The sequence below is a fragment of the Metabacillus mangrovi genome (assembly GCF_009711125.1).
Lineage (GTDB): Bacteria > Bacillota > Bacilli > Bacillales > Bacillaceae > Metabacillus_B > Metabacillus_B mangrovi.
On sequence record NZ_WMIB01000036.1, the window covers coordinates 1 to 24,166 of the forward strand.

The following is a 24,166-nucleotide window of genomic DNA, read 5'->3' on the forward strand; positions in this document are numbered from 1 at the left end:
GCCGCTGAGACCGTTTCACCGGAAAATCGCGCTTTTCGGACCAAATAGCGGCTCTGGAGACCGAAGACTCTGCTTCCGGTCTCAGGAGACGCTATTTCTGCTAAATATGCTCCTTTTTCTCCCGTTTGGTCCTGAGAGACGCTATTTGCGGAATTCCGGCCCCAAATCGGCTGAAAACCTTAAAATAGCGGCCGCTGAGACCGTTTCGCCGGAAAAACGCGCTTTTCGAACCAAATAACGGCTCTGGAGACCGAATTCTCTGCTTCCGGTCTCAGGAGACGCTATTCCTGCTAATTTTGCCCTTTTTTCTCCCGTTCGGTCCTGAGAGACGCTATTTGCGGAATTCAGGACCCGAATCGCCTGAAAATCCTAAAATAGCGGCCGCTGAGACCGTTTCACCGGAAAATCGCGCTTTTCGGACCAAATAGCGGCTCTGGAGACCGAAGACTCTGCTTCCGGTCTCAGGAGACGCTATTTCTGTTAATTTTGATCTTTTTGCTCCCGTTCGGTCCTGAGAGACGCTATTTGCAAAATTCCGCCCCAGAATCGGCCGAAAATCCTAAAATAGCGGCCGCTGAGACCGTTTCACCGGAAAATCGTGCTTTTCGCACCAAATAGCGGCCCTGGAGACCGAAGTCTCTGAGCCCCCTAGTCCCCGCACCAAATCCCAGCTCACAATCCCTCCCAACAGCAGTAAGTATCTCTCTACCGGGCTTCTCTCTCATACATTGTCCACATGCCAATGTCCTTGAACCCGATTCGCTTGTAGATGGCTCCTGCTTCCGGATTATCGTAGAAAAGACAGAGCTCCCGTCCTTCCTGAAGCAGATCGGTGCATAGATTCAGCATGCACTGGCTGGCATAGCCTCTTCGTTTGTAAGCATCCAGCGTGCATACGCCGACTACCATTGCGGAAAGGGTATTTTCTGCACCGGTGGAGGCGGAGCTGACCATTTTCCCGTCTTCTTCTATATAGTACGTGCGGGCAACGCCCTTCTCCATGTTCCTCCTGCGGCTTTCCACATTTTCATTGGTGCTGAATTCTTCAATATGGCCGTACAATTCAATGATTTTCTCTGCTTCTGACGGGCTTGCCTTTTTTACTTTTTCAAAAGTTCCTTTCCCTGTGAGGCGGTCACATTTTGCATAATAAAAAAGACGTTTTTTCTCTTCTCCGGAAAGGTACGGTTCAATTTTTTCCGTTACTTCCCCGAGGCCGGAGAGGATTTTCCACTCCGGATCGGCCTTCATGATTTCAGCAAAACCGGCTGCATCAAATTCGCCATAGGAAAAGGGAATGTAGTTCCTTTCATATTTCAGAAGCACCCCATTCAGGCTCCCGCCAGAGTCGAAATCCCCCCAAAGTTTTTGAAAAGCTGTGTCAAACCCGTACGCTTCAATATCCCCGATGATAAAAAGATTTTCGGCCGGCTTTCCTGACACATACTCAAAGCACATTTCACGGTCGTTCTCTGTTAATCTGCGTATCATCTTCATCCCCCCGGTAAAAATCCTGCAAACTTTTTATCCTCTATTATAGTGAATGTTCAAAACCTTTTCACTACTAATCTGAAAAAACCGTCATATAGTTTACAAAATCTGTTTAAAGGGGGTCACGTATGTATTACTCCTACTATAATCCGTACGAGCGGCAAATGAATCAAAATACGCTGCTTGCCAAAGAAATCGCCCGCGCCATTGACGGAGAATACAGTGCCATCAATTGTTATGAAGTCCTGGCTAAACAAGCGCCAAACCAAACTCAAAGAGAGCAGATCCTTGAAATCAGGAAAGATGAAAAAAGACATTTTGAGGAGTTCTCACAAATTTACCTTTCACTGACAGGCCGGCAGCATAAACCAAAGCAGATCGAGCAGTGCCCATCCTCTTATGAAAAAGGGCTGAACGCGGCATTCAAGGATGAACAGGAAACCGTTGATTTTTACCTGGACATTTCCGACAAAGCCACTAACGCTTATATTAAACGCACGTTCAGGAGAGCAGCAGCAGATGAACAGAATCATGCAGTATGGTTTTTATATTTTCTGAAAAAGTGAAAAAACCGCCTCAGGCGGTTTTTTTACGGTTTCTATTTCAGCCTGGGCTGCCATCAGTCGATGGGATCGCATTTCCTCCCATGGCGAAGCACTTCATAAATAGCCATCCCGTCGCTCGGGTGATCATCCGAATACCGCACCGGCAGAAGTGAAAAAATCACGTAGTAACTGGAGAAGTAGGCAAACTGATAAAAAAACAAGTGAGGTTCAAAGACTCCGAGTACAATCAGCAGATTGACAATAAGAACGGACAGGAGATTAAACAGGGCACCTCCCCCGTACACAAGTGCATGGGTCATGCGGTTGTCATACTTCAATCCCTCATATTGGCAAAAAGAATCCAAAAAATAAAGACGTTTGACCGTCAGATTCTTAAACGTAAACAGCTCTTTACCTCTTCCGATTGTAAAGCTGCCTCTTCCTCCGAAAATAAAGGCCATTACGGTATGGCCCAGCTGGTGTACGAAAGAAGCGACCGGCAGAACAATACACAGAGACCAGAGCAGGGTGATCACATCCCGAAGTTCAAACATTGTTAGCTCCTCCTCATCTGCATCGTAAGGACTGTTTTCCCTGTTGTTTCTATTTCAAACTGCGCGTAAAATTGTGTTATTATTCAGAAATTTACGGTATGATGAAAAAGCAACATCCTATTCCAAAACAAGGAGGAATTGAGTCATGCGCTTCGACGAACAGCCAGCAGCAGTGAAAGAAAATGTAAACGTTTTTTCGGATCTTCCTGAAGATGGAACCGTTATTGGCACGGCAACACAGGAAGAGCTTCAAACGGCCCAGGATCTGGAGTGCAGACACCTCGCCCACATGCGTCTGCTTGATTCAAACATTCAAATTCAGGGAGCTTCTTATAAAGATTTGCTCCAGGAATTCATGGATTTTGAAACAAAGTCCGCTGAGTTTTGGAAAGCCATCCATCAAAAACTGGGTGTTCCATGGGAGTGGATCCTGAGGATTGATTTAGCCCACGGTTATATTTATGTGATAAACCCTTTTGTAGACGAAGTGGAATAACGAAAGAGAGGATGGCCTTAGATCATAGGCCATCCTCTTTTGTTCAATAGGCAGGTGAGCACTCCGGCCATTGTTCCATTGTAAAAGCCATTTCCCAGAACGCCAGTTCATATTTACAGCTGATCGTAAAATGACGGAGCATTTTCTCTTTTTCTTTTTCCGATGCTTCAAGTGCCAGCTGATCAAGGCGGTCAAGCTGTTCAACTACGAGTTCTTTGAACCACTCGCCTCCGTAAGCAGCAATCCACTCCTGATAAATCGGCTCTTCAGGCTGGCAGTTTTTCAGCCGCTCCCCGATTTCATAATAAATCCAGTAGCACGGGAGGATACAGGAAATGATTTCACCGAGACTTCCGCTGACGGCTGAACGGTACATATGGGATGTATAGGCATAGGCTGTTGGAGAAGGCTCGAATTTTGCTTTTTCTTCCTCCGTGATCCCAAGGAGAACGGAGAATTTTTCATGTAGTGAAAGCTCCGCTTCATATGTACCCTGAGCGTGAAATGCCATTCTTGCCGTGACATGCAGATCATCTGCTTTCCCGCCTGCAAGGGCCTGGACTTTGGCAAAATGAGATAAATAATAGGCATCCTGAAGAACATAGTAGCGGAACTTTTCCAACGGCAGTGTACCGTCTCCAATCCCTTTAACAAAAGGGTGATTAAAATTCGCCTCCCATATCGGATCTGTGATCTCCCTCAGCTTTTCTGTAAATGAAGTCATTTTTCTTCCCCCTTTTTGAATGGTAAAAACAAAAAACCGCCCTTAACAGATAAGAGCGGGTGTCATAACGTAAAGACAGTCACCCACTTCCCTCCGCTGGTACAAACCAGATCAGGTTCCAAGGGTCCCGGTTCAACCGGTCTCAGCCTTTACAGAGGCTCCCCTAGTGGCAATGCGGTATTTTATTTTCCAATTCCATCATATCATAGGCAGGATCCTTGAACTACCGCTTTTTTAATGCGGACGGAACCTCTTCCATCCACTGATGTTTGACCATGATCTTGCCCCCTTCTTTAGCAAAGGAATAAATGTCCCTCGCAGATAGAGCCATTTTCACAGGGAGATCGGGGCGCAGGCTGTAAGAAGTGCCAAGCGCATTGCTCGTCAGGCCGAAGCTTGAGAGCAGGTTCACGAGATACATGATGAGCTTGTCTGAAAAGGGCGAAGCGTTCGTTTGAGTATAAGAGGCTCCTGGCAGGGAAGGGAGCTCGATGCCGCTTTTCCTTATTACTTTGCTGTAGGAATCATACAAGTCGTCGGACAGTTTTTTCCCTTTGAGCATGTACTGCCGGACATCCTCTGAGTGAACTGTCATTGAAAAGCCCTTCATCAGCTGGGATCCAAAGTTGTTGTTTTCAACAATGTGATAAAGAATCGACAGTTCAGTGGCATTAAGCGGCCGTTTCCGCAGCCGGAATCCGGACAAATACTTTTTGCTGTTCACATAGGCAGGCTCTTTAGGCAGATCGATGACGGGCGGAATTGCTCCGTGTCCGACCTGAAGCAGGGCATCTGTACACATGCCGAATACTTTATTGGAGTGTGCGGAAGTGCGTGAAAAAAAGTCATGCACATCTTTTCTGTATACCATCGTAGTATGAATTGCATTAAGAGCAATGCCCAGTTTCATCAGCATGCGAAGAAAGCGAAGGTAAAAATACTGATCGAACAGCCTTTCTGCATGGAGATTTACATCTTTCTGTGTAAAACCCTCCGGTATGCATGCCCCTTCTTTTTCCAGCAAGTTGACGATATCCTTCACGAACTTTGTTTCATCCTGATACGCATATTGAATGACAGACGTTATATCTTTTTGATTGGTCACTTTCAAAGCATGTTCCATAATCCGGAGCAGCATCGTTTTCTTTTCAAAAGTGGACCACAGGTTGGCATATTCAGATGAAGATAAAGGGGATTTCATTTATTTACGCCTCATTTCAGGATAGATAGATGTCTTTATTCTTCCTTAAAGAGGGAGATTTATGAAAAAAAGCTCTGATTACAGGCAGGCGGTTAGCCTCCTCTTCTGCCTCACCGGGTCCGCTGCTCCCAAGCCCATGTTCTCATCTTCCGCTCCCAATCATCTGATGTACGCATCGCAAAAAAAAAAAAACGGCCCTGCTTTCAGGCCGTCCATGATTTATTTCTTTCTATTTTTCAGTGCTTTTGTAACCATATTGATCGCTTTTTTTGTTTGTTCCGGATTTCTTTTTGCATAATCGACCGCTTTTTTTAAAATGGATGGTTTATTGCTCATGAACATCACCCTCCTTTTTTTTGCATTATACCACATTAGAGCAGTCCTGCAGGCTGCATAATGCTTCCCATAACAATGGAAAAAAGGACAACAGCCCAAGGGGGGAGCTTCCAATAGACAAGCAGGGCAAAGGAACTGAGTGCAAGGGCAAAGGCCCCCGCTGAATGGATCGCACTCGTGAATACCGGGTCATACAACGCAGCCAGCAGTATGCCGACAACAGATGCGTTCACACCCATCAATGCGGCCTGTACGCCCCTTTTCCTCCGGATCGTACTCCAGAAAGGAAGCACTCCGATCACCAGCAAAAAAGACGGCAAAAACATCGCAGCCGTTGCCACCAATGCCCCAGGAAGGCCGGAAACAACCGCTCCCAGATAGCTGGAAAGGGTAAAAAGCGGTCCCGGAACGGCCTGAGCAGCACCATACCCGGCAAGAAATGCTTCGTCCGTCACCCAGCCTGGCGGCACGACTTCCCTTTCAAGCATAGGCAGCACGACATGCCCTCCTCCAAAAACGATAGAGCCTACGCGGAAAAACACGTCAAACAATGCCATGTAAATCCCTGGGAATGCGTAGCGCATTACAGGGAGAAATAGAAGCAGCGCCGCAAAAACAGCGAGGGACGCTGCGGCAGTTTTTTTTCTGACGGAAATAAGAAGCGGAGGTACTTCAGGTACTTCTTCTTTCCGGTAAAACAGATATCCAAAAACAGCTGCCGCTGCGATGAGGCCGATTTGCCCCCAGGCAGATGGAAAGAATAACGCGCCGGAAGCAGTTAAAACCGCAACAGCAATTCTCGGACGGTCCGGTGCAAGTGATTTCCCCATACCCATCACAGCCTGGGCAACAACGGCCACTGCCACGATCTTCAGCCCCATCAGCCAGCCCGCCTCCTGCACATTGCCATTCTGAAAAAGAACAGCAAATAAAACAAGCAAGATTACGGACGGCATGGTAAATCCGAACCAGGAAAGGAAACTTCCGAAAATCCCGCCCCGCATCAGACCGATGGATAAACCAACCTGGCTGCTCGCCGGGCCGGGAAGGAATTGACAAAGGGCAACAAGATCCGCATATGCCCGGTCATCAAGCCATTTCCTTTTCTTCACATACTCCTCACGGAAATAACCTAAATGGGCGACAGGGCCTCCAAATGAGGTGAGGCCGAGCTTAGAAGAGACAAGCAGGATTTCCAGCCATGTCTTAAACTTTGTATTCATTATTAGAAATCCTCCATCACATAATACTTCCATAGTAGCATGGGAGCAGGACCTGGATGGTATGATTCATTTTAAATTTACATTTACTTAATAACAATTGACAGTTTGTAGTTAACATGTTTGTTCAAACCTGTTAAAAACCGGTCCAGCTCTTCATTCCCGGAAAACCTGCATTCCATCAGGTAGCAGCCGTCCCCGCTGATTTTATAATGGTTCACCACATCTTTTTTGTTCTCATCCAGAAATGCTAGATACGGCTGATGGCTGATGCTTTTTGTATAAATGTACAGAAAAGCGTGGATTGAATACCCCAGTTTTTGCTGATTGACTTCTATCGTATATTTGCTGATAAACCCTTCTTCTTCAAGCCTCGCTACTCTGGAAGCGGCTGCCTGGCCGGTAAGATGGACACGTGCTCCCAGTTCCTTCATCGTCATCCTTCCGTTTCCGGAAAGCTCTTCCAGGATTTTCCGATCTGTCTGATCGAGCATCGTCATCATTCCTTTCACAAATCAAGCAGAAGCAAAGAAACACTTGATTTAATCTATGTATAGCGCATCCTTCTTATATTATCCTATAGAAGAACTCATAAAAAGGGAGGAAATGAATATGGAAATTCAGTTAATCCGCAACGCAACCCTGAAGATCAACTACGGAGGCAAAACGATTCTTGTCGATCCGTTTCTTGCTGAAAAAGGAGCAATGCCCGCCTTTCCAAATACACCGAACCAGCACCTGTCCAACCCGATGACGAGTCTTCCTCTTGAAGCTGAAGAAATTGTCAAGGCTGATGCGGTTCTCGTATCTCACCTGCATCCTGATCATTTTGATGAAGAGGCAAAGAACGCATTGCCTAAAGAAACAAGGATCTATGCACAAAGCGAAGAGGATGCCGAAGCGATCCGGAATGACGGCTTCCTTCACGCAGAAGCTGCAGGCTCTGAGCTGAAGCTTGACCATATCACCATCAAAAAGACAGGCGGCAGCCACGGGCGCGGTGACATCACCAAAATGACCGGTCCTGTTTCAGGCTTCATTCTTACCCATCCAGAAGAAAAAACGCTTTACATCGCTGGTGATTCAGTATGGTGTCCGGAAGTACAGGAAGCTATCCAAACGCATAACCCCGAGGTGATTGCTGTGAACGCAGGAGCCGCCCAGTTTCTTGAAGGCGGTGTGATTACAATGGATAAAGAAGATATCGAGAACACAGCCCTGGCCGCCCCGCAAGCCCGGATCATCGCTATCCATATGGAGACACTGAACCACTGCCTTCTGTCGAGAACTGAACTAAATTCATTTTTACAGGAAAAAGGGCTCTCAGACAGAGTGCATGTGCCTGAAGACGGCGAAACGATGTCCTTTCAGTAAAGGAAAGCTTTTAGAAGAGTAAAGCGAAAAGAAAGCAGCCAGAAAAAAGGCATCCTGAACGGATGCCTTTTCGGGCTGGATGCTACCGCTTTGCTTGGCCAGCGGCTCTGCCCAGTAAATGGAATATAATGAAGCCGGCTATTCCGAGCAGAATCTGCATTATGCTTACAATTAAAAACACTCCTGATGGCAAGTACCACTCTCCTGTGAGCATCGTTGCGCCAACCGTACAGACAAAAAACAGAGCCCCCATCATGATGGTCATTAAAAATACTTTATCTTTCTTTATGAACCCCCTGAGAGAAGCGAAGGCATTGCCGAGTCCAAATAAAGCCATTCCAAACAAAGCCATTCCCGTCCAGCTGGTAAAGGGCAGCTTCCCGATCCACTCAGGGGGGTATACATCAAAAGCTCCTTTTTCCGTAAGCATTAACACGCCAAGGTAGAATGCTCCCATAGACAGCAGCAAATTGTATAAATTCAGCACATTTTTCACGGCCATATTGACCTCTCCCCTTTTACTAAACGAGTTTGTTTATGCGGTTCTTTTAGGAGTTGGCTTGATGCTTACAAACAGTATACAACCGGGTCTTTTTTTTTTAATATTTTTCCAAAATAACAGTGTTAATTTAGTACTCCCAGCAGCCCTTTTGCCAGCCAATATCCTGCAAAAGCAGCTCCCAATCCGCCAGCGTATGTGCAGACAGCATACAGGATCAGGGATTTATATTGCTTTGCCAGCACCTTCTCTGCTAATTCAAGGTTCAATGTGGAAAAGGTCGTGAAGGCTCCGAGGAAACCAGTGGCAGCGAAGAGGTATGGTCTTCCGGTCATTCCTGCACCAGCAAGAATTCCAATCAGTAAGGCTCCGAGTATATTCACGGCGAGTGTGCCTTTAGGGAACGGCCCGTTCCATTTCGTACTCGCTGCAAAGCGCGCTAAGGAGCCAATAAATCCGCCGGCAGCAAGGAGAAGGAGATGAACGATCATGATGGTTTCCTCCTTTTTATCAAGCCCGTACCGGCAATCCAGCCTCCGATGGAGAGAAAAAGTCCGGGAACTGCACTTGCGAGGAAATAAAACAGCGCTTTTTGAAACCGCCCCTGTTCCATTAACAGAACCATTTCCAGACTGAAGGCCGAGAAGGTTGTATAGGATCCGATCAGGCCGGTGCTGATGGGTGCGGCTAGATCCTTAGGGAACTTGTCCAAGTGAAAGACTCCGGCGGTTAAAAAGGCAAGCAGAAAGCAGCCTGCCATATTGGCAAGCCACGTCCCTGCCGGGAAACTCCCTGCACCTTCTGCTGCGATCCCGGTCGCATAACGCAGAATAGCTCCTGCTGCTCCTGCCAAGCCAATAGCTGCATATTTCATAAGCCCTCCTGTATTTTCTTCCCATGAGTTTGTTCTTATTATAGCCTATCAATCCGTCATTGTTTTAATGAAATCAGCAATATAGTGACGGTAGTCAAAGGAAATCGCGATATGCCTTCTGCTTCCGTCATTCCTGCTGGAATTTCTGAAATCGGCAACGCTCGTTCCCTTGCCCTCCCTGCATATAAGCACCTCTGTTTTCCGTTCCTTTGTTACGATAAATGAAGGGTTCATCAGATGGTAGAGCGGCACGACATCGTGGACCGGAGCCCCCCTCATCCCCGGATTCATCTTTCTGTAATAAGCCGAGTAGTATTCTGTAATCGGTGGAATGAGTTCTTTAAACGGGGAGTGAGAAGCAGTATAAATATATGAGGCGATCTCCCGGGTGATAATTGCCTGATTTGTAATATTCAACGGGGAAATATAAATCTCCTTTCCATATTTCAGCACGACATTCGCGGCAATTGGATCGCCGTGGAAATTTGCTTCAGCACAGGGTGTTACATTGCCGGGCACGAGAAAGGCCCCTCCCATCAAGTAAATTCTCTGGACCCGTTTCATTAGGCTTACATTCAAGTTGAACGCGAGGGCAAGGGATGTGCTTCTTCCTACATCCACTATAATCAAGTCGTTCAGATGCTCTGCTATGATTTTAAACACATAACTGAATTCCTGATAATTTCCTGGACTGTTATCAGGGGGACGGATCGGCCCCATCCCATCATCTCCATGGATTTCCGGATAAAATGCTGTGCTTTCTCCTGTCAGAGGGAATTCCGCTCCGGCAATAACCGGTATATCCGGTCTGCCTCCAAGAGACGTTAAATAAGCTGCATTGATGGTCGCCTGTTTCTTTGTCACGTTTCCATAACTTGTCACAATCCCCGCTAAATCAATTCCAGGATGATTAAGAGCATAAATAATGGCCAGTGAATCGTCAATGCCGGGATCGCAAAACAGCAAAACCTTCATTTCATCACCTCTACGTATTACGTATGGAATGGGATGGTGATTTATACCGCTGAACAATATTCCATACTATCGGCCTGGTTGTTTAATCCTGTTTGTGGGCGGGTAAAGAAAAAAGCAGGGGGCTTTGTGCCTCCTGCTTAAGTATGCTTATAAATTCCCTGCTAGTATAATGTTCCCCCTAGGAGCTTCTAAATTCGGTTCTTTTTCTACTGTAACAGCAACAGTATCCCAGTCCGGGTTTTTCTGATCCAGTTTATACAGCAAAGCCCCGCTCCCGCTTCCATCCGGGGTAAAGTATCCTGCTGGCACTGGTTTTTCCCCTTTAATGAGCCATACCTGATAAAGCTCTCCCTCACTGATTTCCGGCAATCCATCCGCCTGCAGCACCATAAACCGGCTGTTTTGATCTTTCATAAAAGAAGCACTGGCCCGAACCGGCTCATTTCCTTCGGGCGATGCGAGGGCTACCTGTTTCTGAAGGCTGCCGCTTTGCACGATTTCTTCCTGATTGTTTGATAGCTGAAGGAAGTTTCCTGCAAGAGACAGAATCAGTGTTGCCGCAAGGCCGCTGACAAGAAGTGGCTGTCTCCGTCTCGTTTTCTTCACTTCGGGCGCTTTAAAAGAAACAGGAGAGGTGCTATTCGCTTGATCGGTTCCATAAGCAGCATCCAGAATTCTGTTCCGCATTTCCGGATCCGGTTCTTCAGGCTCGGATAGATAAGGAAGGTCTTCCGTAAGCATGCGAAGCTCTTCCAGCTCTTCCCGGCACTCACTGCATTGATGGAGATGCCCTTCAAAATCGGCAGCTTCTTCACCGTTTAGCGTTCCGTTAAAATAATCGATTAAATGGCTGCACTGTTCAGGCTTCATAGTCCGACCTCCCTCCTTTCTCCATCGTCTGTTTTAAGTGTTTAAGCGCGAGTCTTATTCTTCCTTTAACCGTTCCCAAAGGAACGCCGCATTTTTCTGAAATTTTCTGCTGGCTGAATCCTTTAAAATAAAAGAGGTCGATCACTTTTTGCTGGTCGCTGTTAAGCTCTGATACCGCCTGCCGGATCATCTCTCTGTCTTCTCTCCATTCTACTTCCTTATCCACCGGTTTTTCCCCGCTGACAAGGGCATCCTTATCCTGAAGCTCATAATGTTCATGTCTTGCATGCTTTCGTATCATATCAATCGCTTTGTTTCTTGTGATGGTTAATAACCAGGAGGAAAATTTACCCTTAGAAGAATCAAACGTATTGGTGCCGTTCCACAGCTTAACGAAGACATCCTGCAAGACTTCTTCGGCCATTCCGCGGTCTTTTGTCACCTTATAGGCAAAGGAAAACAGCAGTTTTTCATAGCGGCTGTAAAGCGTTTCAAAAGCCTGCCTGTCTTTTGAAGAGAGCCGCTCATAAAGTTGGGCATCATTGTTTTCGACCATAGTAATCTCCTTTTAGTTTAAGGTGCTATGAAAAAAATATCACATTTTGTATCCATTAGGGAATTGGAATGGTCTAAAAAGATAACGCACAAAATGAACAGATAGATCATTTTTCACAGATTCAACAGGCATAATTTTTTTAACAGGCATATAAAAAGCGATCTAATCCGGGTTTGTGTATAATTATACTTAGTTATTGTACATTCGAAACAGCCGTGTCCTGCCGCTTGTTCCGGCAGCTTAGAAAATCACGAAAGAAGGGTGTTCGGTTAATTGAACTTTTCTATAGATACCATTATATTCGTACTTGCTGCCCTGCTCATTATCGGCGTTTTAACTGCAAAGTTTTCAACCCGGCTTGGACTTCCAGCGCTTGTATTTTTCGTCGCTGTCGGCATGGGGCTTGGCAGCTATGTCTACTTTGATAATGCAAAGATCACACAGCTGTTTGGAATCCTTGCCTTGATCATCATTATTTTTGAAGGCGGAATTCAGACGAGATGGAAAGATTTACGGAGTGTGATTAAGCCGGCCGGTTCTCTCGCAACGATCGGTGTTCTGGTTACCGCTGCAGTAGCCGGACTGTTCGCAAAATTCATTCTGGATCTAAGCTGGCTTGAATCGTTCCTGTTCGGCTCCATTGTCGGCTCTACTGATGCTGCCGCTGTTTTTTCCGTACTCGGCAGCAAAAACATCCGCAAAAAGCTGACCGCTACTCTTGAAGCGGAATCCGGCTCCAATGATCCGATGGCGATGTTTCTGACGGTTACCTTCGTGGAGCTTGTACAGCATCCGGATTCCAATATTCTTACTCTTATTCTCACTTTCCTTTGGGAAATGGGCTTTGGTCTAGTCATCGGGATTTTGATCGGGAAAGCAGCGGTCTGGATCATCAATAAAATTGATCTTGATTCTTCGGGCCTTTATCCGGTTCTCACCCTCGGCCTCGGGATCCTGTCATACGGAACAGCGGTGATGCTGCATGCAAGCGGACTGCTAGCGGTTTATGTAACAGCTGTCATTATCGGGAACTCCCCGCTGACGTTCCGCCACAGCATCATCCGTTTCAATGAGGGCTTTGCCTGGATGATGCAAATTCTGATGTTTATCCTTCTGGGTCTGCTCGTGTTCCCGGAACAGCTGCTGGAAATTACGTGGGAAGGCATCCTGCTTGCATTTCTTCTAATGCTCGTTGCACGCCCGCTTGGAGTATTCATTTCAATGGCTTTAAGCAAGTACTCGTTTAAGGAAAAAATCTTTATTTCCTGGGCAGGACTTAGGGGAGCCGTTCCGATTGTTCTTGCTACCTATCCGCTGATGGCTAATCTTGAAAATGATACGCTCATCTTTAACGTGGTCTTTTTCGTAGTGCTCTTGTCCGCTCTGCTGCAGGGTGCGACCATTTCTCCACTGGCAAAAATGCTTCACCTTTCAGAAGGAGAAACAAAGGTGAAGAGTCATACACTGGAGCTTGTTTCAATCGGTAAAACAAATAATGAGCTCATCGAACTTGAAATTCCAGCCCGGACACCTTATGCCGGAATTGAACTGCGTGATATCGATTTGCCAACTGACACGCTCATCACCGGAGTCATTCGAGGCGAAAGGCTAATCACCCCGAGAGGCGATACGGTCCTTCAAGGAAATGACACGCTTTATATTCTGGTTTCCAAGAAAAACAGGGATGCCATTCAAGAACTGTTTGGCGAAAAAGAAGGCGATCCTTCCGTTTCCTGACAAAAAAGGCACTGCAGACATGCAGTGCTTTTTTTCATCTCCTGACCGGATGAGATCATCAAACAGCGGGGAGTTGATTGATTAAAGGGAGCGAAAGCTTTTCTGCTATTCAGCAGCCGGGGTTCCTTGATGGTACACCATCTTCCAGCCTTCCCCGCTCTCCTTCCAAATGGATGAACGCAGCGTTTTTCGGTCTTCCGTCTCGATTTTGTAAAATGTCTGAACCACTCCTTCGCTAATCACCCGGATGGAAAATTGGGAAAGAATCATCTCCGGGGTTTGCAGACCATCGAGGCAATCCTGCTTGGTTTTTACCGTCCCGCTGCTGGTGATTTCCATAAAATCATCATCGAGCAGCTCGTCAATCTTCTCCGCCGAGGAACGGACGCTGGGGGTGAGGAGCTGTTCCTCTAATAATCTGAGAGTCTGTTCGATTCCCTTAATTGCTTTCTCCCTCCATTCAAAAGGCTGCCGGTTATCCGGCAGCCTGATTTATTACTTTATTTCTTGGAGCTGTTCCATGCTTCGGACCATTTCCATTATATCTTTTGCAAGTTTGTCTGTATTTCCTTCAAACATATGAAAATTCAAAGAGGATTGGAGATGATGAAACTGGTCACTGAGTTCATCCAGCTGATCAAACTTTGCAGACCAATGGATATCGGGAACTGCAACAATGTACTCGCCTGAGTCAGTTTTATACAAGTAAACCTGTGAAGATCGGTCTCCTGCTAATTTCAGTGTTTGTATAATCAAAAAAATCCTTCCTATCTGTTCGAAGCGTTCCGAACATTGATACCTACTATAACATATTTAGGAAGAATTCTAAACCGGTCTTTCATTTGCCGGTCTTTCATTTGCCGGCAAATCAATGCTCTCATCAAGGCAGTAAGCACCCCATACGCACATCTTTTGAAGAACAGCTTGCATCCCTATAAAACAGTTTCATAAAACAGCTGCTGCTCGGCAAGGAATGCGGATGCTTCAGTGCTGTTCTTATAAAATCCGGTCAAATGATTTTCTTTTAAAAACGCAGCCCATTCTTTTGATTCCGACAGCGTTTTAAGTTTTTTGTCCCATTCCTGAATCTCCTCTTCACTCATGCCTTCAGGCCCCATGATTCCCCTCCAGTGAGGAAAAACGATGGAGATCCCTTGTTCTTTCCATGTAGGAACATTCTCAAAACCTTCGAGCCTTCTATCGGAGGAAACAGCAAGGATCTTCAATTTCCCTTTTTGATGAAGGGCCGCTGCTTCTGAAAAAGATAAAGATGCAGCATCCACATCCTTCTTTTCAAGAGACTGAACGAGCTGCTCATTGGATTGATGCAGCCTGAACCGGATAGAGGCCGGATTCATTTTTAATTCTTTTGCAGCTTGAACAAAAGCAATTTGATCATCGTTCCCGAAGCTTTGCTCGACTCCAATTTTTAAGCTCTCCGGGTTCCTTTTCAAATCGCGGAGCAGCTTTTTCGCTTCGGTGTACGGAGAATTCACCGGGACAGCAATGGCTTCCCAGTCTGAAACAAGAATGCCAAGAGGTGTGAAATCTTCAAAGGTAATTTCACTTTTTCCCAAAATCCTGTTTGTTATGATCAGGGACGAATTTAAGGTGATTGTACGGTCAGGATGGGACTTGACATACTTCCATCCTGTTTCCCCGTTGCCCCCCGGCATGTTGGAGATACGGACTTCATCTTTTCTCAGCATTGGCTGCAGCGACCGCCCCATCAAATCCCAGCCGCCTCCCCGGTCTGCCGGAATGACAAGATGGACCGCCTTTTCCTGAACCATCTTCTCATCCGCAGCTCCCCGGCACCCATGGAGCAGGGAGACACATAATAAAACCGCCAGCATTTTTTTCATTGCACCTGCCCCCTTCCCTGAGTCCAGTATACATCAGCAAAACAGCCGCCTGAAGCCGGCGGCTGGTGATTAAATGGTGATCGCTCCCGTCAGCAGAGCGGTCAGGATCATAGCAACAGAGGTCAGGACCGCCCATAACAGAATAAATTTCTGATGGGCGCCGAATTCCACTCCGCTCATCCCGCACAGCAGATAGGCAGAAGCCATAAGAGGACTCATCGCATGGACAGGCATGCCGAGGACAGACGCTCTTGCAATTTCGATCGGCTCCACTCCATAGGCGGCAGCCGTTTTCGCAATGATCGGCAAAACTCCGTAGTAGTAAGGGTCATTGGCCATAAAGTACGTGAAAGGCATACTGGCAACCGCTGTAATGACGGCAAAATAAGGGCCGAACGACTCCGGGATCACCGCGATCATGCTGTTTGCCATTGCATCGACCATCTCGGTTCCAGAAAGAATTCCTGTGAATATCCCGGATGCGAACACAAGGGCTACAACAGCGAGAACATTAGCCGAGTGAGTCCGAATCCGGTTTTTCTGGTGATCCTGGTTCGGATAATTGACCATGATGGCAATCGCAAAGGCAATCATGAACAGGATTGGAAGCGGAAGTACCCCCTTAATCAGACAGAACAGGAGGCCTGCTGTCAAAGCCAGATTGAAATACAGCAATTTGGGCCGCTTCCACATATCCTCCTCGGATGCCGATGCCGTTTCAAGCTCCGCCATACCCACAGGTGCTCCCTCTAATTCAATGACTCCTAGCCTTTTTCGTTCTCTTCTTCCCAAAATAAAGGCGGTAACAAAAACCCACAAAATTCCGCCGCCCATTACAGGAATGAGAGGAGTGAACATTTCCGTTGCGTCCAGCTGAAGCGCGGCAATGGCCCGGGCAGTCGGTCCTCCCCATGGAGAGATATTCATTACACCAAAGCCAAGCATGGCAATGCAGGTCAACACGAGCGGATTCATCTTTAATCGCTTGTAAAGCGGAAGCATAGCTGAAATGGTAATCATATAAGAGGTCGTCCCATCTCCATCAAGTGCTACGAGGGAAATGAGCAGCGCAGTTCCGAGGGCCACCTTCAGCGGATCTCCTTTTACTGCTTTCAAAATCGCTTTAATAAGCGGATCAAACAGACCCGAATCAATCATAATCCCAAAATAGAGAATCGCAAACATCAGCATGACTCCGGTAGGTGCCACACTCTGAAGCCCCTCCATGATCATCGGCCCAAGCTCTGCACCAAACCCTCCAATCACGGCGAATACAATCGGAATTACAATCAGGGCAATCAGGGCCGAAAGCCGGCCGGTCATTAAGAAAAACATAAAAACAGCAATCATCAGGAATCCCAGAAAAGCAAGCATCCTTTTTCTCCCCCATCCATGTAAGTGCTTTCAAAATCATTCGACTAGTTTGAAATCATTATAGAGGAGGGATTTTTTTATGTAAGCGTTTTCTTAATTACTCGCATTTTATTTTTTTCGGTGATTTTGTTCATTTTGTTCACGAGGGCAGCTTCCCTAAGAGCGTAGTGATGTCTCCTTGTTAACTTATTCGTGACCTGCTGGCCGCTTTTGAAGAATTGCCTGGCATTGCCCCTGTTGTTGGTGACGATCCTTGGGGGGATTGCTGACTTTTATTGTGGAATTGCTGACTTTCTTTACTTTATTGCTGACTTCTCTTCCGGAATTGCTGACTTTCTTACTTTATTGCTGACTTCTCTTCCGGAATTGCTGACTTTCTTTACTTTATTGCTGACTTTTCTTCCGGAATTGCTGACTTTTTCCCTTTTATTGCTGACTAGCCCCTTGAGATCGCTGACTTTCCTTCCTAACTGGCCGGTTTCACCGTTTCCGCTGCACTCTCTCTATGTAGAAAGCAGGTGCACTTATGCTGAATTATCGATATTTATGCTGAATTTCCTGAACTTATGCTGAATTTCCTGAACTTATGCTAAAAATCTCGAACGAACGCTGAATTTCCCTGATATTTGCTGAAAGTTCCCGTGGTGCTAATGATGTATCCTGCATAATCGTCCTCCCGCCGGCTAAACGGACTGCACTGAATAATACTGGCGCTCCGGTCTTCCGACTGTGCCGTATTCGATCTTGGTCCGGGCTTCCTGGACGGAAACGAGGTATTCGAGGTATCTTCTGGCTGTCGTCCTTGAGGCTCCCATTTCCCTGCCCATTTCTTCGGCAGTAATGCCGGCATCTGCTTCGATCAGCTGGTTCTTTACCCGTTCTAAGGTGAGGGAGTCTACTCCGGATGGTAATTCATTTGGCATCTTTGATGGCTTGGATACAGCAGGAGTGAACAGACTGTCGAGAAAGGGCTGGCTGATTTCAGGGCTGGCCATTTTCTGGCGCCGGTCTTTGAACCGCTGCAATGCTTCTTTAAATTTTTCCAATGTTATCGGCTTGATTAAAAAGTGGATCGCTCCATAGCTTAACGCTTTGTGAATGAGCGGCTTGTCTGCTGCTGCGGTAATCATAATAATATCTGTTCCGGGAAAAGCCCGGCGGATTTCCGGCAGCAATTCTGTACCCATTCCGTCGGGGAGATAGACATCCAGAAGAAGGAGATCCGGTTTTTCCTTCTCGAGCAGTTCCATTGTCTCCCGGCCGTTTGCCGATTTTCCGGCGAGGGTAAACCCGCCGGCTTTTTCTAGAAATTGTTCGTGGATTTGCGCTACTCTGAAATCATCTTCAGCGATTACTGCTTTGTACATGAATGGAGTCTCCCCTTTTTTGGAATGGATACAGTAAAAACAGCTCCGTTCAGGCCGCCGGCTTCAATCAGCCCGCCCAGTTCTTCTACAGCGGCTCTCACGTTGTATAGCCCATAGCCGCGATCATCCCCTTTTGTAGATGCTCCTTTTTTAAAAATCTCCTGATCTTGCGGAATTCCAGGCCCGTTATCTTCTACTTCGATGATCACGTCCTCCCCTAAGTCCGTTATAAAGAAGGACACTTCCTTATTTAGCTGATCGCTAACCGCTTCAAAGGCATTGTCGATCAGATTTCCTGCAATCGTGATCAATGCCGACATTTTCAGATGCTCCGGCAGTTTTCCCGCTGAGCTTTCCAGATCAATCGTAAATTGGATTTTCTTTTCAGATGCCCTGCCTATTTTACCGAGGAGGATTGCCTGCAGATTTTCATCTTTAATTTGCTGAAAAAGAATGGCATTCTGGCTCTCATTCCTCACTGATTCCTCCCGGATCAGTGCGAGAGCGGAGCTGTAATTCCCGAGCTCGAGCAAGCCGGAAAGCACATAGAGCTTATTGGTGTATTCGTGGGTCTGTGCCCTTAAATCTTCAGAATACCTCTTAACCTCAGACAGGGTATCAATCAATTTCACCAGTTCTGTTTTATCTTTTATTGTCCAGACCGTACCTTCTCTATGGCCTTTTACGATCACCTCAACAAAATCAACGATTAATATCCGGTTATGATAGCTGATTTCAAAATTTCTGCCCCTTTTTTCATCCAGGATTGTCAGGAAATCCTGGTCTCCTTCCCGGTCTGAGCGGAAAAATTGCTCTGCCGCAGGATTCATCATTGTCACCCGGCCTTTTTGATCAAGAGCGATGATTCCTTCGCTGAGTGAAGATAAGATTGCCTCCCGGTCCCTGTAGAGTGCAGCAATTTCATTTGGCTCGAGACCAAGCGTATCTTTTCGGATATTCCTTGCCAGTAAAACGCTTCCAATAATTCCGGCAGCAAGTACCGGCAATGTATAGAGGACAAGACTGGCGATTTTCCCTGCTATATTGGCATTCATTTCGCTTTTTGAAAATTCAACCGTTACTACGCCCGCAACCTCCTGATAGTTCCTTCCGTCTATTAGGATCGGAGCTTTCCCCTTTATTGACTCTCCACTGGTCCCTTTCCCCTCGGCTGAATACCTTCCTGCATAAATCAGCGCCATATCACTGTCCTGATCATACAGAGTTTTACCGATTTGATCAGGATCGGGATGGGAAAAGATCCGGCTGTCCCGATCCGTTACAATAATAGAGGCAGCTTCCACCTGATCACGGATCCGTTCGGCAAGCCCCTGAATTTCGCGCTCATTTCCCTCAGCAAGGGTGGTCCTCATCTCTGGCAAATTAGCGGCACTCGCGGCAGTCTGAACGGCAAGTTTCTCGGTTTCCTTCTTTCGGTCAGCTGATTCGAGAATTGTGAACACACCTATAAAAAGACCGATGACAATCAGTAAGATGATAATAACGAGTCCGGCTATTTTTGTCTGCAGTGTAAATGAATAGGTTTTTCTCAAAATGCCTCCCCAACCACTAAGTTTTTTCGGTTCCATATAATTTTTCAAACTCGCAAACCTGAATCAATCGATGTATACTGGAAACAATAACGAATAGTTTAAGAAGACCGCCCGGTGATCACACACTGGACGGTCCTGCAATAGGAGGGCCCCCTGAAAGGGGATCAGCCAAAACAAAGATAATCCACCCGCCGAGCCGTCAACTCAAGGGTGGATTATTTTTTATGGTTAAACGCAAGGATCGCGATCACAAGATTTGCAAAAGATACTGCGAACATCAGCGCTTGAAAAACCGTTATAGGCATCACCCCCTTATGCCGGGAGTGTACCAATCCACCCTTGAGAGCCCTTTTCTATTGCAAAGGTATTATACCATACTGTCCCCTGCCTTCCGTTCCCTTTTGACGGAAGGTTTTTTTGAATATCCGGCGAATGGTATAAATAACTTCTTCGTCCAACAAAAAAAATGTACATAAGGAGGAAAGAGCAATGAGTTTAACGGCAGGAAAAGTATTTATCAATCTTCCGGTTAAAAATCTGGATCAAACGATGGCGTTTTTCGGTAAAATCGGTTTTGAATTCAATCCGCTGTACACAGATCAGAATGCCACTTGCATGATCATTAATGAGAACACGTATGCGATGCTGCTCGTAGAGGATTTCTTCCAGACGTTTACGAAAAAGGAACTGGCCGATTCATCAAAATCCACTGAAGTCATTATAGCCCTGGCAGCCGAGAGCAAAGAACAGGTGGACGAAATCGTCCAGAAAGCACTGGATGCTGGCGGCAGGTCTTCCAACGAGCCGTTTGATCACGGGTTCATGTATGGCTGGAGTTTTCAGGACATCAATGATCACTTATGGGAAGTTTTTTATATGGATGAAAATGCAGTACCGCCCGAGGGATAAACTCAACTGCAGTGAATGGGTTTAGCTGCCTGAAACGAGGGAACAGAAAGATAGACCAAGTTTCAGGAGGGATAACAGATGAGCGGAGCAGCATTGAAAACCAATCAGCATTATACGGCTGAGGAGCTGGACAGGTATGTCTCCGAGAATGATGTCATTCTCCTCTCCAGCAACAGCGGCGAGCTTTTTACGGATTACAACAGAGAATACAAAGTATTGATGGAACTTGAGGGCTATTTTGAACAAAGCGGGAATGAAAAAGCGTTTCGTGAAAAAAGAGCCTACGTACTTGAAAAAGCATGAAAGAGAGCCTGCCACAGTGGCAGGCTCTTCTCGATTAAATGCCGGCTGAACGTTTCAGGCGCTCGGCAATTTGCATAAATTCCTCCGGCCCGATTCCAGGAGCGAATTCCTGGGGAAGCTCGCTGTATTCCGGAATTTCAAACCCTTCCGGCATCCCGGCGTGAACCGACAGAGGCGCTCCATCGATCGGGTGGTTTCCTTTCCAGATTTGATCAATCGACTGATAATCGGCTTCGCTCCACGTATAGAGCTTCGTATGCCGGCCTTCTTCCTCATATTTTCTGGCATGATCAAACCGTTTATTATCCAGATTCGGAATCGGCAGCAGCTTGCCCATTTCCACTCCGGTGGCTGCTTCAATCGCTTTTGCATAGGCAACGACATGAACCCCGCCGCGTACGAGCAGGTAGCCGACCATCTCACGGATCACCGGGCTGTCTGTCATTTCATATACTCTCATTTTATGTGTGCGTGCTCCGCATTCAAGGAAAAAGTTGTGTAGGAGGTCAAGGATCAGATTTCCGCTGTTAAAGACGTTATCTCCTGTCCAGGCTTGTCCGGAGGACGAAACCGGCAGGGCTGACTGGGCGGCAGGAACGAAATGAAATTTGTTCGGCATGGCGCTTGCTGCTTTCAGCGGCGCGCTGTCCGGCTCCCCTTCACTCGTAACGCCCTCGAGGGACATGTTTATCGCGTGGCTTACTAATTCTACGTGGCCTAACTCTTCAGCTGTAATGCTGGAAACAAGGTCAAAGAATGGACGCAGCTTCTTTTTCCCCCGGAAATTAAAGGATTGGAACATATAGTTGTTCAGAGTCGACATCTCTCCAAACTTCCCTCCCAATAATTCCTGGGCAGCAGCGGCGCCTTCCGGGTCTGGATGTTCAGCAGCGGGCAGATCAATCAAAAGCTTATCAAACCTTGCAAACATTATTTCACCCCTAGCATAAGTTTTGCAGCACCCTATCCAATACCCACCGTTTCGGTTGCCAAACTCCGTTTTCTAATTTTTCTGTCATTTTTTTGTTGTCGCAGACAGCGGACATTCTTTGAAAACATAGATGCTAGAGCGGCAAACGGTTAAATATTCCCGGTTTAACCTGTCCTCTGCAAGGCTAAAGGAAAATAATGAGAACGTTTAAAGGAGGGATCCCTTTGATGACTCTGGGGGCAAAAGAATCTTCACAGAATGCATGGTCCGGAATTTTATTCGGTCTCGGGTTTGTAGCATTTTTTGATGAAGCCGTTTTTCACCAGCTGCTGCACTGGCATCATTTTTATGATAAATCAACGACAGATGCGGGTCTTGTTTCAGACGGGCTGTTTCATTCTTTCAGCTGGTTTGCGACAATTGGCGGATTGTTTCTTTTTGCAGATTTGCGCAGGAAAAAAGCTCTTCTGACTCAGCGCTGGATCGGCGGTATACTAACCGGTGCAGGTGCCTTTCAGCTGTATGACGGGACCGTGCAGCATAAACTGATGGGCCTTCATCAGATTCGCTACAATGTGGAAATTCTCCCGTATGATCTCGTGTGGAACATCTCGGCTGCCTTGATGCTTGCTGCCGGAATAATCCTGCTCGCGAAAACACGGACCAGGAAGGATCCAGCCTAATGCACGCTCATCATGAAGCAGCTGTTCAATGGGTACCCATTTTATTATCAGCGCCATTTTTACTCGTCTTGATTCTCTATTTACTGGCTGCCTTCCGTTTCCGGAAAAAGTGGCCGATGTATAAAATGCTGTTGTGGACAGCCGGCATTTTGCTTGCTGTTCTTGCTGTTTCCGGACCAATCGCGGAAGCCTCACATACGGACTTCAGGGCACATATGACCGGGCATTTGTTTCTAGGCATGTTTGCTCCACTGCTCCTTGTAGCTGCTTCTCCGGTATCACTTCTTCTAAAATCCGTACCCGTCACAGCAGGCAGAAAAATAACCCGTTTACTTAGAAGCAGACTGGTTCAGGCTGTCTCGCATCCCATCACTGCTTCTGTTTTAAACATGGGGGGATTGTGGCTGCTGTACAAGACAAGCCTTTATCAATGGATGCATCAGTATGACGCTGTGCATGTTCTCGTCCACCTGCATATCTTCCTTGCCGGCTACTTATTTACAGCTGCTTTTATCTATTTTGATCCACCTGCCCACAGGTACTCGTATCCGCTTCGGGCTTCAATCCTAATCCTGGCCTTTGCCTCCCATGCCATTCTTTCAAAGGCCATTTATGCCAGTCCGCCGGAAGGGGTTCCTTCCGGCCAGGGAGAAGCCGGGGCAATGCTGATGTACTACGGGGGAGACGCATCAGACATCCTCATGATTCTCCTCTTTTGCTGGCATTGGTATAAATCAGCCAGGCCTAAAGAATCCTTCCCTGCCGGAAAATCTTTTCAGCTGGATGTACCCTATAAAGGGAAAAAGGTGTAAAATAAAGAAAAGCGATTGTTAGCAAGGGGGGCACCTGTATGAAAGCACAAAGCCGAAGGTCGGTTTGGTCATGGGCCGGAAGTCTGATTGCCGCAATTCTGATTGCCATCATCTGCCGTCATTTTCTTTTTACTCCCGTCATGGTGGAGGGCAAATCCATGATGCCGACATTCCAGGATCACAACCAGGTCATCGTCTCCAAGATCAGTAAGATCGAACGCTTTGATATGATTGTCTTTCATTCTCCGATATCTGAAGATCACTACATAAAAAGAGTGATCGGGCTCCCGGGAGATGTAATTAGCATCAAAAATGACGTACTGACCATAAATGGAAAAACATATAGTGAGCCTTATTTAAAGGAAAATAAAAAAGGACTGATTCCGAGAGAAAACCTCACCGAGAATCTACACTTAACCGTCCCGGAAAACTCTCTCTACGTCATGGGCGACAATCGCCGTGACAGCATGGACAGCCGGCTTTTCGGCAGCATTTCAAAAGATGCTGTCATCGGAGTGGCTGAATTCCGGTTCTCACCTGTCGGAAAAATGGGCTTGATGAAGTAATTGCAGCTAAACCCCCGGAAAGTATTCCGGGGGTTTTTAGTTTGGGAACTAAACTTGGGTTCGCAGCTATTGTTGTTTCTTGTGAAAATAGTGGGTTTGGAGAGCGATCCGGGTTGTGTAAGCGGAAGCTTTAATGAGATAGCGGCTCTGGGGACCGATACCTCCTTTTCCGGTCTCAGGAGACGCTATTTTTGTCGTTTCGGCCCTTTTTAACGGCGTTCGGTCTCAGGAGACGCTATTTCGGAGAAAATGCGGGGGTTGTACCGCTAAAACGGAAAATAGCTGCATTTGAGACCGATCCGAGGTTTGTAAACGGTTTCGCACGTAAAATAGCGGCTCTGGGGACCGATA

At 46.7% G+C, this 24,166-nt stretch carries 28 protein-coding genes and 1 riboswitch; of the genes, 9 read left to right on the top strand and 19 right to left on the bottom strand.

Features of this window, described 5'->3' with window-relative positions; all coding sequences use genetic code 11:
- Positions 1-705: 705 nt before the first annotated feature.
- Positions 706-1,491, bottom strand: a complete 786-nt coding sequence (locus GKZ89_RS19935; protein WP_155114167.1) for a GNAT family N-acetyltransferase — start codon at positions 1,489-1,491, stop codon at positions 706-708.
- A 128-nt stretch (positions 1,492-1,619) separates the two neighbouring features.
- On the opposite strand from GKZ89_RS19935, the gene GKZ89_RS19940 reads away from it, so the two are divergent.
- Positions 1,620-2,057, top strand: a complete 438-nt coding sequence (locus GKZ89_RS19940) for a ferritin-like domain-containing protein (protein WP_155114168.1) — start codon at positions 1,620-1,622, stop codon at positions 2,055-2,057.
- Between the two features lie 53 nt (positions 2,058-2,110).
- On the opposite strand, the gene GKZ89_RS19945 is transcribed toward GKZ89_RS19940, so the two are convergent.
- Positions 2,111-2,590, bottom strand: coding sequence for an RIP metalloprotease (locus tag GKZ89_RS19945; RefSeq protein WP_155114169.1), 480 nt, complete (start codon positions 2,588-2,590; stop codon positions 2,111-2,113).
- Positions 2,591-2,735: 145 nt separating this feature from the next.
- Here GKZ89_RS19945 and GKZ89_RS19950 point away from each other — a divergent pair, with 145 nt between their 5' ends.
- Positions 2,736-3,086, top strand: coding sequence for a hypothetical protein (locus GKZ89_RS19950; RefSeq protein WP_155114170.1), 351 nt, complete (start codon positions 2,736-2,738; stop codon positions 3,084-3,086).
- Between the two features lie 43 nt (positions 3,087-3,129).
- Here GKZ89_RS19950 and tenA read toward each other — a convergent pair whose 3' ends face one another.
- The 4 genes from tenA to GKZ89_RS19970 form a co-directional block, all read right to left on the bottom strand.
- Complete coding sequence (gene tenA, locus GKZ89_RS19955; RefSeq protein WP_155114171.1) at positions 3,130-3,810, bottom strand: thiaminase II; 681 nt, start codon at positions 3,808-3,810, stop codon at positions 3,130-3,132.
- Positions 3,811-3,881: 71 nt separating this feature from the next.
- Positions 3,882-3,985: riboswitch (TPP riboswitch) on the bottom strand.
- Between the two features lie 48 nt (positions 3,986-4,033).
- Positions 4,034-5,011 carry a DUF3231 family protein gene (locus GKZ89_RS19960; protein ID WP_155114172.1) on the bottom strand — a complete coding sequence of 326 codons (978 nt, stop codon included), beginning with the start codon at positions 5,009-5,011 and terminating at the stop codon, positions 4,034-4,036.
- Positions 5,012-5,382: 371 nt separating this feature from the next.
- Positions 5,383-6,570 carry a chromate transporter gene (locus GKZ89_RS19965; RefSeq protein ID WP_155114173.1) on the bottom strand — a complete coding sequence of 396 codons (1,188 nt, stop codon included), beginning with the start codon at positions 6,568-6,570 and terminating at the stop codon, positions 5,383-5,385.
- 83 nt (positions 6,571-6,653) lie between these two features.
- Complete coding sequence (locus tag GKZ89_RS19970) at positions 6,654-7,061, bottom strand: Lrp/AsnC family transcriptional regulator (RefSeq protein ID WP_155114174.1); 408 nt, start codon at positions 7,059-7,061, stop codon at positions 6,654-6,656.
- Positions 7,062-7,179: 118 nt separating this feature from the next.
- Between GKZ89_RS19970 and GKZ89_RS19975 the strand changes: the two genes are divergently transcribed.
- Positions 7,180-7,941 (top strand): MBL fold metallo-hydrolase, encoded by a 762-nt coding sequence (locus GKZ89_RS19975; RefSeq protein ID WP_155114175.1) that lies wholly within the window; start codon positions 7,180-7,182, stop codon positions 7,939-7,941.
- An 82-nt stretch (positions 7,942-8,023) separates the two neighbouring features.
- Here GKZ89_RS19975 and GKZ89_RS19980 read toward each other — a convergent pair whose 3' ends face one another.
- The 6 genes from GKZ89_RS19980 to GKZ89_RS20005 form a co-directional block, all read right to left on the bottom strand.
- Positions 8,024-8,443, bottom strand: coding sequence for a hypothetical protein (locus GKZ89_RS19980; RefSeq protein ID WP_155114176.1), 420 nt, complete (start codon positions 8,441-8,443; stop codon positions 8,024-8,026).
- 122 nt (positions 8,444-8,565) lie between these two features.
- A complete protein-coding gene (locus GKZ89_RS19985; RefSeq protein ID WP_155114177.1) occupies positions 8,566-8,931 on the bottom strand; it encodes a fluoride efflux transporter FluC in 366 nt (121 codons plus the stop codon).
- A complete protein-coding gene (locus tag GKZ89_RS19990) occupies positions 8,928-9,314 on the bottom strand; it encodes a fluoride efflux transporter FluC (RefSeq protein ID WP_155114178.1) in 387 nt (128 codons plus the stop codon). The genes GKZ89_RS19985 and GKZ89_RS19990 overlap by 4 nt, the downstream gene beginning before the upstream one ends.
- Positions 9,315-9,362: 48 nt before the next feature.
- The gene (locus tag GKZ89_RS19995; RefSeq protein ID WP_155114179.1) at positions 9,363-10,289 is read right to left on the bottom strand and encodes a nucleoside hydrolase; all 927 of its coding nucleotides are present in this window, start codon (positions 10,287-10,289) and stop codon (positions 9,363-9,365) included.
- A gap of 147 nt (positions 10,290-10,436) precedes the next feature.
- Positions 10,437-11,159, bottom strand: a complete 723-nt coding sequence (locus GKZ89_RS20000; RefSeq protein WP_155114180.1) for an anti-sigma factor — start codon at positions 11,157-11,159, stop codon at positions 10,437-10,439.
- Complete coding sequence (locus GKZ89_RS20005; RefSeq protein ID WP_155114181.1) at positions 11,149-11,715, bottom strand: RNA polymerase sigma factor; 567 nt, start codon at positions 11,713-11,715, stop codon at positions 11,149-11,151. Before GKZ89_RS20005 ends, GKZ89_RS20000 begins: the two co-directional genes overlap by 11 nt.
- 273 nt (positions 11,716-11,988) lie before the next feature.
- On the opposite strand from GKZ89_RS20005, the gene GKZ89_RS20010 reads away from it, so the two are divergent.
- On the top strand, positions 11,989-13,452 hold the full coding sequence (locus GKZ89_RS20010; RefSeq protein ID WP_155114182.1) for a potassium/proton antiporter: 1,464 nt from the start codon (positions 11,989-11,991) through the stop codon (positions 13,450-13,452).
- Between the two features lie 105 nt (positions 13,453-13,557).
- Here GKZ89_RS20010 and GKZ89_RS20015 read toward each other — a convergent pair whose 3' ends face one another.
- The 6 genes from GKZ89_RS20015 to GKZ89_RS20040 all read right to left on the bottom strand — a co-directional run bounded on the left by GKZ89_RS20015 (position 13,558) and on the right by GKZ89_RS20040 (position 19,611).
- Positions 13,558-13,944 (bottom strand): DUF4440 domain-containing protein, encoded by a 387-nt coding sequence (locus tag GKZ89_RS20015; RefSeq protein WP_162357139.1) that lies wholly within the window; start codon positions 13,942-13,944, stop codon positions 13,558-13,560.
- 3 nt (positions 13,945-13,947) lie between these two features.
- On the bottom strand, positions 13,948-14,208 hold the full coding sequence (locus GKZ89_RS20020; RefSeq protein ID WP_155114184.1) for a YueH family protein: 261 nt from the start codon (positions 14,206-14,208) through the stop codon (positions 13,948-13,950).
- Between the two features lie 176 nt (positions 14,209-14,384).
- Positions 14,385-15,317: a tripartite tricarboxylate transporter substrate binding protein gene (locus GKZ89_RS20025; protein ID WP_155114185.1), complete on the bottom strand. Its 933-nt coding sequence runs from the start codon at positions 15,315-15,317 to the stop codon at positions 14,385-14,387.
- Between the two features lie 69 nt (positions 15,318-15,386).
- The gene (locus tag GKZ89_RS20030; protein WP_155114186.1) at positions 15,387-16,691 is read right to left on the bottom strand and encodes a CitMHS family transporter; all 1,305 of its coding nucleotides are present in this window, start codon (positions 16,689-16,691) and stop codon (positions 15,387-15,389) included.
- Positions 16,692-17,374: 683 nt separating this feature from the next.
- Positions 17,375-18,058 carry a response regulator gene (locus GKZ89_RS20035; protein ID WP_155114187.1) on the bottom strand — a complete coding sequence of 228 codons (684 nt, stop codon included), beginning with the start codon at positions 18,056-18,058 and terminating at the stop codon, positions 17,375-17,377.
- Positions 18,043-19,611, bottom strand: a complete 1,569-nt coding sequence (locus GKZ89_RS20040; protein WP_155114188.1) for a sensor histidine kinase — start codon at positions 19,609-19,611, stop codon at positions 18,043-18,045. Before GKZ89_RS20040 ends, GKZ89_RS20035 begins: the two co-directional genes overlap by 16 nt.
- 489 nt (positions 19,612-20,100) lie before the next feature.
- Here GKZ89_RS20040 and GKZ89_RS20045 point away from each other — a divergent pair, with 489 nt between their 5' ends.
- Together GKZ89_RS20045 and GKZ89_RS20050 are read left to right on the top strand one after the other, a co-directional pair.
- On the top strand, positions 20,101-20,520 hold the full coding sequence (locus tag GKZ89_RS20045; protein ID WP_155114189.1) for a VOC family protein: 420 nt from the start codon (positions 20,101-20,103) through the stop codon (positions 20,518-20,520).
- 78 nt (positions 20,521-20,598) lie between these two features.
- Positions 20,599-20,823, top strand: coding sequence for a hypothetical protein (locus GKZ89_RS20050; protein ID WP_155114190.1), 225 nt, complete (start codon positions 20,599-20,601; stop codon positions 20,821-20,823).
- A gap of 34 nt (positions 20,824-20,857) precedes the next feature.
- Here the strand turns inward: GKZ89_RS20050 and GKZ89_RS20055 are convergent, their stop codons facing one another.
- Entirely contained in the window at positions 20,858-21,754 is an 897-nt protein-coding gene (locus tag GKZ89_RS20055; protein WP_155114191.1) for a manganese catalase family protein, read from the bottom strand.
- 227 nt (positions 21,755-21,981) lie between these two features.
- Here GKZ89_RS20055 and GKZ89_RS20060 point away from each other — a divergent pair, with 227 nt between their 5' ends.
- From GKZ89_RS20060 to lepB, 3 genes are read left to right on the top strand one after another with little or no spacing between them, the layout of a single operon-like run.
- Positions 21,982-22,437, top strand: a complete 456-nt coding sequence (locus tag GKZ89_RS20060; protein ID WP_155114194.1) for a DUF2243 domain-containing protein — start codon at positions 21,982-21,984, stop codon at positions 22,435-22,437.
- On the top strand, positions 22,437-23,249 hold the full coding sequence (locus tag GKZ89_RS20065; protein WP_155114192.1) for a cytochrome c oxidase assembly protein: 813 nt from the start codon (positions 22,437-22,439) through the stop codon (positions 23,247-23,249). The genes GKZ89_RS20060 and GKZ89_RS20065 overlap by 1 nt, the downstream gene beginning before the upstream one ends.
- A 38-nt stretch (positions 23,250-23,287) precedes the next feature.
- On the top strand, positions 23,288-23,815 hold the full coding sequence (lepB, locus tag GKZ89_RS20070) for a signal peptidase I (RefSeq protein ID WP_155114193.1): 528 nt from the start codon (positions 23,288-23,290) through the stop codon (positions 23,813-23,815).
- Positions 23,816-24,166: the final 351 nt, after the last annotated feature.